Source organism: Limnohabitans sp. (assembly GCF_044373035.1).
Classification (GTDB): domain Bacteria; phylum Pseudomonadota; class Gammaproteobacteria; order Burkholderiales; family Burkholderiaceae_C; genus Limnohabitans_A.
On record NZ_JBILQU010000089.1, the window covers coordinates 1 to 11,717 of the forward strand.

The following is an 11,717-nucleotide window of genomic DNA, read 5'->3' on the forward strand; positions in this document are numbered from 1 at the left end:
AACAAGTCAAACGCCCTCACCGCCTTCCCCGACAGTGCATGGGCTTTACAACCGGTCTTGCGACAGGTCACCTTGTTGGCCGGTATCCGGGCTGACAGAGCGACCTTCATCACCTTCCCAGCCGCCTGTTTCAGGGCGGCCAGTGGTTTGAGATGAAAGCTGGTTTTTGGCATGAGCAAAAAACCGTCTGCTTACCGTTGCGGGGGCAGCGCAGGTTAGGTGGGCCGTGATGGCTTGTCCCTCCTGCTTCCCGTTGAACTGCGCGCCGTGAACCAGCATCGCGAGCACCAACAACTTTCATTCTAGGCTCAAAACTGTCGTCTAAGCTACAAAATCAAAAGTCCAGGGACTTCACGGCCTACAATGGAGGCCTCCATTTTTCTTGTTTGCCATGGACTATTTCGACACCATCGATCAAATTGCCGAGCGTGTGGATCACTTGCTGCTGCGCCACGAAGAGCTCCAACGCACCAACGCTTTGCTGACCCAGCAAGTGCAAGCGCTGAGTCTGGAGCGTGACCAACTCAAGTCGCGCCTGGCCGCCGCCAGAGCACGGGTGGACGCCCTCATCGAGCGGCTGCCCACTTCGGCCTCCACCGCCGCCCCTGCATCGCCTGAGGCCTCCACATGAGCAACAAGCAAATCGATGTCCAGATCATGGGCCAAAGCTACATATTGGGTTGCCCTGAAGGCGGCGAAGAGCGCTTGCTGAGCGCGGTGCGCAAGGTGGACGAAGCCATGTGCAAGATCCGAGATGCAGGCAAGATCAAGGCGCGAGACCGCATTGCCGTTTTGGCCGCACTGAACCTGGCTTTCGAACAAGCCGAGGCTCCCCCAGCTACCGAGCAAGGCAGCAATGCCCCTCTTGCTGCCGACGTGTCGCCCGACGCGCAAGCACGGCTGGCGCAATTGCTGCAACGCCTGGACCGGGTCATTGAGCAAGACGGCCAGCTGCTGTAGAACACCGGGCTGCTGAGTTGCGGCTTGTTCATCAGGTGACAAGACGCGCTGCGGTTTAGCCCCTACAATGGCTTTGTCTGCAGTGCATGCCGGGCTTTATATTTCCTTGAACCAATGCTCTTAGAGCCCGGGCTTGGAACATCGTCTGGTGAGCGTGATCATCTCGCGTCAGATGAACCCAACGCCAGTCTGCCCTTGCCCACCTGAACCCCGGTTCAGGATGCCGGTCCGGTGGCACTTGCAGACACCTTTCACACCCTTTGAATTCAATGAGGAAACGGCATGCGGTGGCTGTGCTATTCACACCAAGGCCAGATGGGCACGGGTCAATTGGTGGGAGACACCATTCATGTTCATCAAGGCCTTCTCTTTAACCATCCGCAACCCACTGGCGAGACCTTGCGTGTGTCGGACGTTGAAATTCTGGCACCCTGCCAACCCACCAAAGTTTTGGCGCTTTGGAACAATTTCAAAACGGCTGCAGAAAAGAATGGCTGGAGTGCACCTTCAGAACCGCTCTACTTTCTCAAATCGCCCAACTCCTATTCGCACCACCTTCAAGCTGTGGTTCGACCCCAACTCGATGCAGGACGGGTGGTTTACGAAGCCGAGCTGGGCATCGTCATGGGTCGACGCGGACGCGACATCCCACTTGAGGAAGCTGCCAACTACATTTTTGGCTACACCTGTGTGAACGACGTCACAGCCGTTGAGTTACTGCGCTCAGACACCAGTTTTGAGCAATGGACACGCGCCAAAAATTTTGACGGCTTTACCCCTTTCGGCCCTTGGATAGAAACCGATTTGGATTGCACCAAAGCGATCGTGACCGCCAAAGTCAACGGACGAGAGCGCCAAAATTACCCCGTGAGCGACATGTTTTTCTCACCCCAAGAATTGGTTGCCAAACTCTCCAGAGGCATGACTTTGGAGCCCGGCGACATCATTTCTTGCGGCACATCCATCGGGGCCATGCCTTGGCAAAATGATGCCGTTGTCGAAGTCACCATTGAGGGCATTGGCACCCTCTCCAACACCATGAAAGCGTCAGCATGAGTTTGAACATTGCCATTGTGGGCGCAGGCGCCATTGGGGGTTACCTCGGGGTGAAGTTGGCCTTGTCGGGTTGCAACGTCACCTTCATTGCGCGCGGTGAAAACCTCAAAGCCATTCAAGCCAATGGCATGACGCTCACGCTAGAAGACGGCACATCTTTGCACGCCCCCCATGTCAAGGCCTGCACCATCGATGAAGCCACGCCTCACGACTATGTGTTTTTGACCATGAAGTCGCACCAGGTCAGCCCCGTGGCCGAGCAAATTGGTCGGCTGTGCCATGACCATACCGCTGTTGTGACCCTGCAAAACGGCGTGCCATGGTGGTACTTTTACAACTTGGTGGGCGAGTACCAAAACCGCCAATTGACTTCCATCGACCCAAGTGGCGCTCAATGGCAACACATCGGCCCTGAGCGGGTGATTGGCGCTGTGGTGTACCCCGCCGCTGAATTGGTCGCGCCTGGTGTGGTCAAACTCATGGAAGGCAATCGCTTCACCTTGGGCGAGCCCAGTGGCGAAAAATCTGAACGTGTTACGAAGTTGGCGCAGGCCATGATTGCTGCTGGCTTCAAGACGCCTGTGTCGACGGACATTCGCAGCGAGTTGTGGGTGAAACTTTGGGGCAACCTGACTTTCAACCCGGTGTCTGCCTTGACGCACGCCACACTCGAAGACATTTGCAATTTTGACCTCACCCGAAATTTGGCAGCCCGCATGATGGCGGAAGCCCAAACCGTGGGCGAAAAACTGGGCGTTCAATTCAAGATCAGCATCGACAAACGGATTGCAGGCGCGCAAGCCGTAGGCGCCCACAAAACCTCCATGCTGCAAGACATTGAGCATGGCAAAGCTTTGGAATTAGAGGCGCTTTTAGGCAGCGTGATTGAGCTGGGCAAAATTTGCAACATGCCCACGCCCACACTCGACTCGGTTTACGCCTTGACTCGCTTGCTCGAACAGAGTGTGATGAAAAAAGGCAAAGGGCTCAGCCTCGGCTGAGTTACTTGAAGCGCCTCACACTGGCACAAAACGTCTTCATACAAATCGAGTCCGCTAGGCATCACAATAGAAGGTTGCGCAGCTTGTCGAGTTGTATCACTCGAAAATCAATTTTTACCTTTACCCATGAAAACCCTGATCGAACTTCTGGCGAATGGAAATGCCCAGGCGACCTGTCTGAGTGCCGCTCAAAGTGCACCGCTTTCCTATTCAGCCTTGCGTCAACTGGTCCAGTACGTTCAAGCCGCTTTCAACCAAGTGGGCATTGGCCGCAATGATCGGGTGGCCCTGGTTTTGCCCAACAGCGCGGAAATGGCGGCCAGTTTTGTGACTGTGGCCTGCTGCTGTACGTCAGCGCCCTTGAACCCCAGCTACCGTGCCGATGAATTCGAGTTCTACCTGAATGACTTGAACGCTAAAGCCTTGGTCGTTGAAAAAGGTTCGAGCAGTCCTGCCGTGGCCGTGGCCGCCAAAATGGGCATCGCACTCATCGAACTCGTACCCACACCCACCATGGGCGCAGGCTCTTTCACGCTGAACATGAACGGCCTCTCGCCCAAGGCGGCGCAGCACCCTGGTCAAGCACAGCCTGACGACGTGGCCTTGGTCCTTCACACATCGGGCACCACATCGCGCCCCAAAATTGTTCCACTGACCCACCGTAACGTGAGTGCTTCAGCGCAAAACATTGCCCAGAGCACGCGCTTTACCAGTGCCGATCGTGGCTTGAATGTCATGCCCCTGTTTCACATTCATGGCCTGATTGCCGGCATCTTGGCGCCGCTGTCTCAAGGCGGCGAGGTCTTTTGCACCAGTGGCTTCAATGCCTTGAAGTTCTTCGGCCAAATGGACGAAGTCAAGCCCACTTGGTACACCGCAGTGCCCACCATGCACCAGGCTATTTTGTCCAGGTCAACCCACAACAAAGAAGTCATCGCCAAGGTGCCACTTCGATTCATTCGTTCGTCATCTTCTTCGTTACCGCCGCAGGTTTTGGCAGAGCTCGAAGCCACCTTCAAGGCCCCTGTGATCGAAGCTTATGGCATGACCGAAGCGGCCCACCAAATGGCTTGCAATCCGCTGCCGCCTGGCCAAAGAAAACCGGGCACTGTCGGTTTGGCCGCAGGCCCCGAGATTGCCATCATGAGTGCAGAAGGTGATTTATTGCCCGTAGGGAGCACAGGCGAAATTGTGATCCGCGGCAGCAACGTCACGCCTGGCTACGAGAACAACGACAAAGCCAACGCGGAAGCCTTCACCCATGGATGGTTCAGAACGGGTGACCAAGGCGTCTTGGATGCACAGGGTTATGTCAGCATCACAGGCAGGCTCAAAGAAATCATCAACCGCGGCGGAGAAAAAATCAGCCCACGCGAAGTCGATGAAGTCTTGATGGACCACCCTGCAGTCGCACAGGTGGTTTGCTTTGGCATCCCCCATGACAAATTGGGCGAGGAAGTGGGCGCTGCCGTGGTCTTGCGCGAGGGCATGACGGCCACTGAAAAAGAACTGCGCGACTACACAGCGACACGGTTGGCTGATTTCAAGGTGCCGCGCAAAGTTTTACTGATGGATGAAATTCCCAAAGGGGCCACCGGTAAATTGCAACGCATTGGCATGGCGCAAAAACTCGGATTGGTCTAAGCCCCATGGAAGCTCAAATCTTTTTGGAACTGGCCCTGACTGGCACCGTTGTGGGGTTCATGGCCGGCTTGTTGGGTTTGGGCGGTGGCTTGATGATGGTTCCCGTGTTGAGTTTTTTACTCGGCAACATGGGCGTAGGAGAGGACCTGTCCATCAAAATGGCGATTGTGACGTCCATGTCGACCATTTTGTTCACATCGGTCTCCAGTGTGAGAACCCACCAAAAGTTGGGCGCTGTGCGATGGGACTTGGTCAAAGGTTTAGCGCCTGGCATTGTGCTCGGCAGTGCCATGGCCAGCCTCTGGATTTTTGTGGTCGTGAAAGGCGCCACATTGGCCATTTTGTTTGGCCTGTTTGTGTCTTTTTCTGCCTTTCAAATGTTCTTGGACAAAAAACCCAAGCCAACGCGTCAAATGCCGGGTTTCGCGGGGCAATTGGGCATGGGTGGACTGATCGGCTTGCTGTCTGGCTTGGTCGGGGCTGGGGGGGCTTTCGTGAGTGTGCCTTTGATGACCTGGTGCAACGTGGCCATTCACAACGCCATTGGCACCAGCGCTGCCTTGGGATTCCCTATTGCACTGGCAAATGTCACCGGCTTTGTCATCAGCGGTATGAAACTGGAGAACCTGCCAGCCTGGTCACTGGGCTATATCTGGTTGCCTGGCATGGCAGTCATTGCCTGTTTCAGCGTTGTGACCGCCCCTTTCGGTGCCAGAGCTGCGCATCGACTGCCTGTGAAGAAACTGAAAAGGGTGTTTTCTTTCTTCTTGGTGTTTCTTGCGGCCTACATGTTCAACAAAGGCTTGAGTGCTGCTTGATGCTGGGCCTGCAGCCCCGATTCAGGCTGCAGGCCTGCCAACTCAACGCAGCACAATGCTGCCCGAAATGTTCACCACCACGCGCGACCTGCCAGCCACCGCTGGCACCGGCATGGGCGTTGGCGCGTCCATCTGGGCCATGGCCATGCGTTGCATGACCTGGCCCTGACCCGCCTCCTGGGCACTCACGCGCACTTCTTTGAGTGTGTAAGCCGCAAAGCCAAACTGCTTCGTCAGGGATTGCGCTTTGCTTTGAAAATGCGCCACCGCTTCGGCCTGGATGCGCGCTTCGGCCGCAGTTTTCTGCTCAGGACTCAGCCGCCAGTCGATCTGCGACACCGCCAAATCTGGCATGAGCCCTGCGAGTGTGGTGATTTGCTCAACATCCCGGCCTTGCAAAACAAGTTGCGCAGAGCCCACCCAGCCGTTCATCTTGCCGTCACGGCCATAGCGCGGCGACACATTCATATCGCCCGTTTTCACCTCCAGGGCCCCGGGTTTGGCCATCGGGGTGGCCACAGCCAATGCGGCAGACACCATGGCGTTGAGCTGTTTTTGCACTGCAAAGGCCTGCAAGCCTTCCTTTTGCACCGACAGACTGATCATCAACCAGTCTTGCGGGACCTCGGTCTGGGCTGATGCACTCAAATGCAGGACTTGGTTCTGTGGGGCTTGTGCGACATGTGCCGCATGAGGGGAACTGGCTGCACTTTGGGCCTGCACCGATGCGACAGGCAGGGCCAGCGCCGTCATCAGGGCCAAAGCCATCGAGGGTGTTCGAATCAATTTCATGGAGATTCTTTCGCAGAAGGTGGCAAAAACATCGGGCACTTACCGCCGTGATTGTGAACGCCGCAGCGGGTGCCGCATGCCTAGGCCCTGCGTTTTGGTGTCAGGGTGTAACGCACCATGGCGCCTGGTCATGCACCAGCCCCATCCACAAGGCCCAGGCCGACACGGACGCCAACGCCAGGCCCGCCACACGCATGCCCCAGGCCCCATCGCCCAGGGTCTGCATGCGCAAAAACAACCAAGGCCCAGCCCACAGGCTGATGCTGCTGCCCAAGGCAAACAAGGCCATGGTGGTTGCGCCTTCCAGCGGCTTGCTGGTCAAGGCCGCCACCATCACGGCCGAATACAGCAAGCCGCAGGGCATGAAGGCCCACAGCCCGCCCACCATCCAGGGCGCGGCGCGCCCCCAGCGGGTGTTGAAGGCCCGCACACGCGCCCACAAACGGCGCGCTGCGGCATCGAGCCACACGGGTTGACGCGCCTGCAGCATGAGCAGCAAGCCCAGCACCAGAGCCGTCAGGTGCAGCAAGGTCCAGACCGGGCGAATGGCCGCTGACTGCGTGGTCAACCAACCCAAGCCCTGCACACTGGCCGCGGCCACGGCACCCAGCAGCGCATAGCCGCCCAAGCGGCCCAACTGAAACGCCAGCAGGGCCTGTGCCCGCCGTTCACCCGCCGCCTGGCCCAGACCCGCGCAGGCCGCGCCGCACATGGCCACGCAGTGCGGGCCACCCAGCACCCCCATCATCAAGGCCGTGATGGCCAAAGAACTTTGCATGGCTTTTTCGCTTGAATGTCAAGAGTTGCATTGTCGGCGATGGGGGCCGGCCTCGATGCAGAACGCCTCCGATGCGACCCAACCCATGTGCGCAGGGCATCAAATGATTTTGGAAAAGCGTGAGCGGTTGCGGTCGGCTTGCACATAACGGTCAAACACCATGGCCACGCCGCGCACAAAGAACCAGCCCATGGCGGTGACCTGAATGCCGCTCTCACTCAGCTGCACCAAGCCTTGCGCCTGCATCGCTTCAAGCTGGGTCAGCTCTTGGGCAAACAAGGTCTTGAAGTCAACCAGCCAAGCCAGGTTGATGGCCTCGTATTGCAGATGCCCTTGGCACATGAGCGCCATGATGACCGAGCGGCGGATCAGGTCGTCACGCGTGAGCGCCAAGCCGCGCACCACCGGCAAATGGCCTTGGTCAAGCAGATCGACGTACGCCTCCATCGTCTTGGCGTTCTGGCTGTAGGTCGAGCCAATGCGGCCAATCGAGGAGACACCCAGCGCAATCAGATCGCAATCGGCCTGCGTGCTGTAGCCCTGGAAGTTGCGGTGCAAACGCCCCTGCCGCTTGGCCACAGCCAAAGCGTCATCGGGCAAGGCAAAGTGGTCCATGCCGATGTAGACATAGCCCGCCTCAGTCAGGGCATCCAGCGAGCGCGAGAGCATGGCCACCTTGGCTGCCCCCGCAGGCAGATCTTCCACATGGATGCGCCGCTGCGGCTTGAAGCGTTCAGGCAAATGCGCATAGGCATACAGGGCAATGCGGTCCGGGCGCAGTCGGTTGACTTGCGCCAAGGTGCGGTCAAAAGATTCCGGCGTTTGCAGGGGCAAGCCATAGATCAAATCGACGTTGACCGACTCAAAACCCAATCGGCGGGACGCCTCGACCAAGGCAAACACCTGGTCTGCAGGCTGGATGCGGTGCACGACTTTTTGCACCGCAGGGTCAAAGTCTTGCACGCCAAAACTCAGGCGGTTGAAACCCAATTCGGCCAGCACCGCCAGCCGTTGCTCGTCGACGGTGCGGGGATCCACTTCCACCGAATATTCACCACCCGGCACGAATTTGAAGTGTTCGCGCAGCAAGGCCATGAGTTGCCGCAACTCCTCATCGCTCATGAAGGTGGGCGTGCCGCCGCCCAGATGCAACTGGCTGACGGCTTGTCCGCGCCCCAAATGGCGGGTGTGCAACTCGACCTCTTTGCGCAGGTAGCGCAAATATTCCGCAGCCCGCTCTTTGTGTTGGGTGATGATTTTGTTGCAGGCGCAGTAGTAGCACAGCGATTCGCAAAACGGGATGTGCACATACAGCGACAGCGGTGGCTGCTTGCCCAGCGTGCCCGATTGGCGCTGCTGCAGCGCCTGCACGTAATCGGCCTCGCCAAAGGCTTCAACAAAACGGTCGGCTGTGGGGTACGAGGTGTAGCGCGGGCCGGGCACATCAAAGCGTGCGAGCAACTCAGGCGTGATGACGGACATGTGTCTGCCCCTTAATTCGAATGTGGTCAAAACAAGACCACACTTTGCCCGTTCGCATCAGCCAGTTTGTTGACTCAGGTCAAACCCTTTACTGGTTTTTGGGGATTTCCAACAAAGACAGGGTATACCCGCGAATTTGGCGCAATTTTCGTTATAAGCTCAAGTCTTGATCCAAGGCAAATCCATTGCACAACCAAGAGATAAACCATGAATCCCCAAGCCATCAAAGTCGCCTGTTCCAACTGCAACCTGCGCGAGTTGTGCATGCCCATGGGCCTGAGCGACCAGGACCTGAACCGCCTCGATGACCTCGTGGCGGTTCGCCGAAAAATCAAACGCGGCGACACCCTGTTCACCAACGGCGAAAAATTCACTTCGCTGTACGCCATCCGCACCGGCTTCTTCAAGACCTGTCTGGCCACCGAAGACGGGCGCGACCAGGTCACGGGTTTTCAGATGGCGGGCGAAATCATTGGCCTGGACGGCATCGTGAACGACCAGCACAGCTGCGATGCGGTGGCGCTGGAAGATGCCGAGGTCTGTGTCATGCCCTTTGACCGGATCGAGGAAATTTCGCGCGAAGTCACCGCTTTGCAACACCATGTGCACAAGATCATGAGCCGCGAAATCGTGCGCGAGCACGGCGTGATGCTGCTGCTGGGCAGCATGCGGGCCGAAGAGCGTTTGGCCGCCTTTTTGCTGAACCTGGTGCAGCGCCTGAATGCGCGGGGATTTTCCCAATCCGAGCTGGTCTTGCGCATGACGCGCGAAGAGATTGGCAGCTACCTGGGCCTCAAGCTGGAGACCGTCAGCCGCACTTTCTCCAAGTTCGTCGAAGATGGGACCCTGGAAGTCAAGCAACGCCATGTTCGAATTTTGGACACCGAAGGCCTGCAGCGCCTGGTCAACAACCCCGCACATTGCCACTGAGCCCTGAGCTGCGGCACTGATCAGGTGGTTCGGTGCTTTCAGCGGTTCACTTCTGCCGAGGGCAGCCCCAGCAGGGTGGTCAACGCACTGGACAACATGGCCAAGACCCAGAAAGCAAAAAAGGCCAGCGTGTAAACCGCTTGCCTGGACAGGTCCAGGTATTGCCCGAACCCGTGCAGGTCTTGCGGGTCAACAAAAGCGAACACCAGCATTTCCAAAAGACCCGCGACCAAAAAGGCCGGCCAAGCGATCCACATCCAGCGTTGAGCGAGCATGGTGTCTCCCTTGAGGGTCAGGGTTTGGTGGGCTCAGCAGCAGGCGCTTGCAATGCAGCGGGCAACTCGCCCGTGGCCGCATGGTTGCGCCCTTGCATGGCGGGCACATGGGTGATGCCTTGTCGCTCTTGCACGGCGGTGCGCGGCGTGACTTGGAGCACCGGGTCCGGGTTGGTCACGGCAATGTAGAGCGTGGTGAAACCGGCCACCACCACCACGGCGGGGCCACCAAAGACCATCCACACCAAACCAAAACGCCACCAGGGCTGACCCTCTTGTTGGACACTGCGTACATTGTTCATGGCTGTCTTTCAAAAATAGCGGTCACTCAGCGAGGGACCAGAAACACGGTTTTTTCGCTCAGCCGACCCACCGATTGGCCATCAGGCGAGCGGGACTCGATGCGGAAATGGATCGGGTGCGACCCTGCAGGCGCTGCGTCATAGGGCACTTGCAAGCGCACGGACACCCAACGCGACTCGGTGGCACCCACCTCCACCAGCGGCTCGGTGGCCTGGCTCAGGCCCGGCAGGCCATCGACTTCCAACTGGAAACTCAAGGTCTGCTCAGCGGCATTCATGATTTGCAATCGGTAGACGTTTTCAATTTTGCCCCCCGCCACAATGCGGGCCATGGTGGCGCGGTCGCGCACGATGTCCACCTTGAACGGCTCGCGCAGCCACAGCGACACGCCAACGCCAATGATGATGGCCCACAGCACAGCGGTGTAGACCAAAACACGCGGGCGGAAAATGCGGCGCACGGTTTGCGCCCAGCTCCAGCCCTTGTCCATGGCGTTTTGCGTGGAGAACTTGATCAGGCCGCGCTCGTATCCCACCTTGTCCATCACGTTGTCGCACACGTCCACACAGGCCCCGCAGCCAATGCACTCGTACTGCAAGCCTTGGCGGATGTCGATGCCGGTGGGGCAGACCTGCACACACAAGGTGCAGTCCACACAAGCGCCCAGCCCCAGGGCTTTGGGGTCTGATTTTTTGGAGCGGGCACCCCGTGGCTCACCACGCGCTTCGTCGTAGGTGACGATCAAGGTGTCCTTGTCGAACATGGCGCTTTGAAAACGCGCATAGGGGCACATGTATTTGCACACCTGCTCGCGCATGAAGCCCGCGTTGCCGTAGGTGGCCAAGCTGTAAAACAGAATCCAGAAAATTTCCCAGGGGCCAAAACCCAGTGACAGGATCGAAGCCGTCAACTCGCGAATCGGCGTGAAGTAGCCGACAAAGCTGAACCCTGTCCAGAGCGACAACACGATCCAAGCCAGTTGCTTGCCGGTTTTGCGCCAGGCCTTGTTGATGCTCAAAGGCGCGGCATCGAGTCGCATGCGCGCGGAACGGTCGCCTTCAAACTGGCGCTCGATCCACAAGAAAATTTCGGTGTACACCGTTTGCGGGCAAGCAAAGCCGCACCACAAGCGCCCGGCGACTGCCGTGAACAAAAACAGTGACAGCGCCGAGATGACCAGCAAAGCCGTCAGGTAAATGAAGTCCTGTGGGTACAACACCAGGCCGAAGATGTAGAAACGGCGAGCGCCCAAGTCGAACAGCACCGCCTGGCGCTGCCCCCACTCCAGCCAAGGCAGTCCGTAAAAAACCAGCTGTGTGATCACCACCATCAGCCAACGCCATTGGGCGAACACGCCCTGAACACTGCGGGGGTAGATTTTTTGGTGTGCCTGGTACAGCGGCACCAATTCCACATCGCCCTCGGCGGGCACGGGGGTAATCGGAATCACGCTGCGAGAGAGGCGATCTTCAGGGGCAGACAAAATACAGGCCTTGGTTCAAATGCTGCACCAGGTCCAGCCTGATGCAGGGGGTTCAGATCACTTGGCCGGGCTCACTTGTGCGCTGGCCACAGCGTTGTTGGACAAGCCCCAGACATAAGAAGCCAAGACATGGATCTGGCCTTCCGTCAACTTGGCAGCCTGTGCGGGCATCTGGTTGACCTTGCCGTTGTTGAT

The 11,717-nt window shown here is 58.1% G+C and carries 13 protein-coding genes, 1 pseudogene and 1 riboswitch; of the genes and pseudogenes, 7 read left to right on the plus strand and 7 right to left on the minus strand.

The window, feature by feature from the left end:
* Window positions 1–59: 59 nt before the first annotated feature.
* A riboswitch (cobalamin riboswitch) is annotated at window positions 60–307 on the minus strand.
* Window positions 308–391: 84 nt separating this feature from the next.
* From ACIQ47_RS12175 to ACIQ47_RS12200, 6 genes are all read left to right on the plus strand, one after another.
* Window positions 392–631, plus strand: coding sequence for a DUF904 domain-containing protein (locus ACIQ47_RS12175; protein WP_396438362.1), 240 nt, complete (start codon window positions 392–394; stop codon window positions 629–631).
* Window positions 628–960 (plus strand): cell division protein ZapA, encoded by a 333-nt coding sequence (locus ACIQ47_RS12180; RefSeq protein ID WP_396438363.1) that lies wholly within the window; start codon window positions 628–630, stop codon window positions 958–960. The genes ACIQ47_RS12175 and ACIQ47_RS12180 overlap by 4 nt, the downstream gene beginning before the upstream one ends.
* 282 nt (window positions 961–1,242) lie before the next feature.
* Window positions 1,243–2,016 carry a fumarylacetoacetate hydrolase family protein gene (locus tag ACIQ47_RS12185; protein WP_396438364.1) on the plus strand — a complete coding sequence of 258 codons (774 nt, stop codon included), beginning with the start codon at window positions 1,243–1,245 and terminating at the stop codon, window positions 2,014–2,016.
* Window positions 2,013–3,017, plus strand: a complete 1,005-nt coding sequence (locus tag ACIQ47_RS12190) for a 2-dehydropantoate 2-reductase (protein ID WP_396438365.1) — start codon at window positions 2,013–2,015, stop codon at window positions 3,015–3,017. Before ACIQ47_RS12185 ends, ACIQ47_RS12190 begins: the two co-directional genes overlap by 4 nt.
* Before the next feature lie 126 nt (window positions 3,018–3,143).
* A complete protein-coding gene (locus ACIQ47_RS12195; RefSeq protein WP_396438366.1) occupies window positions 3,144–4,661 on the plus strand; it encodes an acyl--CoA ligase in 1,518 nt (505 codons plus the stop codon).
* A 5-nt stretch (window positions 4,662–4,666) separates the two neighbouring features.
* The gene (locus ACIQ47_RS12200) at window positions 4,667–5,479 is read left to right on the plus strand and encodes a sulfite exporter TauE/SafE family protein (protein WP_396438367.1); all 813 of its coding nucleotides are present in this window, start codon (window positions 4,667–4,669) and stop codon (window positions 5,477–5,479) included.
* Window positions 5,480–5,521: 42 nt separating this feature from the next.
* Here ACIQ47_RS12200 and ACIQ47_RS12205 read toward each other — a convergent pair whose 3' ends face one another.
* The 3 genes from ACIQ47_RS12205 to hemN form a co-directional block, all read right to left on the minus strand.
* Window positions 5,522–6,271, minus strand: a complete 750-nt coding sequence (locus ACIQ47_RS12205; RefSeq protein WP_396438368.1) for an SIMPL domain-containing protein — start codon at window positions 6,269–6,271, stop codon at window positions 5,522–5,524.
* Between the two features lie 100 nt (window positions 6,272–6,371).
* Complete coding sequence (locus ACIQ47_RS12210) at window positions 6,372–7,049, minus strand: sulfite exporter TauE/SafE family protein (RefSeq protein ID WP_396438369.1); 678 nt, start codon at window positions 7,047–7,049, stop codon at window positions 6,372–6,374.
* A gap of 99 nt (window positions 7,050–7,148) precedes the next feature.
* Window positions 7,149–8,531 (minus strand): oxygen-independent coproporphyrinogen III oxidase, encoded by a 1,383-nt coding sequence (hemN, locus tag ACIQ47_RS12215; protein WP_396438370.1) that lies wholly within the window; start codon window positions 8,529–8,531, stop codon window positions 7,149–7,151.
* A 207-nt stretch (window positions 8,532–8,738) separates the two neighbouring features.
* Between hemN and fnr the strand changes: the two genes are divergently transcribed.
* Entirely contained in the window at window positions 8,739–9,461 is a 723-nt protein-coding gene (gene fnr / locus ACIQ47_RS12220) for a fumarate/nitrate reduction transcriptional regulator Fnr (RefSeq protein WP_396438371.1), read from the plus strand.
* A gap of 38 nt (window positions 9,462–9,499) precedes the next feature.
* Here the strand turns inward: fnr and ACIQ47_RS12225 are convergent, their stop codons facing one another.
* The 4 genes and pseudogenes from ACIQ47_RS12225 to ACIQ47_RS12240 all read right to left on the minus strand — a co-directional run.
* A complete protein-coding gene (locus ACIQ47_RS12225) occupies window positions 9,500–9,736 on the minus strand; it encodes a hypothetical protein (RefSeq protein ID WP_396438372.1) in 237 nt (78 codons plus the stop codon).
* A 17-nt stretch (window positions 9,737–9,753) separates the two neighbouring features.
* The gene (locus ACIQ47_RS12230; protein WP_396438373.1) at window positions 9,754–10,038 is read right to left on the minus strand and encodes a nitrogen fixation protein FixH; all 285 of its coding nucleotides are present in this window, start codon (window positions 10,036–10,038) and stop codon (window positions 9,754–9,756) included.
* Between the two features lie 26 nt (window positions 10,039–10,064).
* Window positions 10,065–11,522: a cytochrome c oxidase accessory protein CcoG gene (ccoG, locus tag ACIQ47_RS12235; protein WP_396438374.1), complete on the minus strand. Its 1,458-nt coding sequence runs from the start codon at window positions 11,520–11,522 to the stop codon at window positions 10,065–10,067.
* 57 nt (window positions 11,523–11,579) lie between these two features.
* Window positions 11,580–11,717: pseudogene (locus ACIQ47_RS12240) on the minus strand (cytochrome-c oxidase, cbb3-type subunit III); the annotation flags it as partial.

Excerpts from the sequence above, each read along its gene's own strand:
- ACIQ47_RS12175 (WP_396438362.1), top strand. The coding sequence starts at position 392 with ATGGACTATTTCGACACCATCGATCAAATTGCCGAGCGTGTGGATCAC.
- ACIQ47_RS12180 (WP_396438363.1), top strand. The coding sequence starts at position 628 with ATGAGCAACAAGCAAATCGATGTCCAGATCATGGGCCAAAGCTACATA.
- ACIQ47_RS12185 (WP_396438364.1), top strand. The coding sequence starts at position 1,243 with ATGCGGTGGCTGTGCTATTCACACCAAGGCCAGATGGGCACGGGTCAA.
- ACIQ47_RS12190 (WP_396438365.1), top strand. The coding sequence starts at position 2,013 with ATGAGTTTGAACATTGCCATTGTGGGCGCAGGCGCCATTGGGGGTTAC.
- ACIQ47_RS12195 (WP_396438366.1), top strand. The coding sequence starts at position 3,144 with ATGAAAACCCTGATCGAACTTCTGGCGAATGGAAATGCCCAGGCGACC.
- ACIQ47_RS12200 (WP_396438367.1), top strand. The coding sequence starts at position 4,667 with ATGGAAGCTCAAATCTTTTTGGAACTGGCCCTGACTGGCACCGTTGTG.
- ACIQ47_RS12205 (WP_396438368.1), bottom strand. The coding sequence starts at position 6,271 with ATGAAATTGATTCGAACACCCTCGATGGCTTTGGCCCTGATGACGGCG.
- ACIQ47_RS12210 (WP_396438369.1), bottom strand. The coding sequence starts at position 7,049 with ATGCAAAGTTCTTTGGCCATCACGGCCTTGATGATGGGGGTGCTGGGT.
- hemN (WP_396438370.1), bottom strand. The coding sequence starts at position 8,531 with ATGTCCGTCATCACGCCTGAGTTGCTCGCACGCTTTGATGTGCCCGGC.
- fnr (WP_396438371.1), top strand. The coding sequence starts at position 8,739 with ATGAATCCCCAAGCCATCAAAGTCGCCTGTTCCAACTGCAACCTGCGC.
- ACIQ47_RS12225 (WP_396438372.1), bottom strand. The coding sequence starts at position 9,736 with ATGCTCGCTCAACGCTGGATGTGGATCGCTTGGCCGGCCTTTTTGGTC.
- ACIQ47_RS12230 (WP_396438373.1), bottom strand. The coding sequence starts at position 10,038 with ATGAACAATGTACGCAGTGTCCAACAAGAGGGTCAGCCCTGGTGGCGT.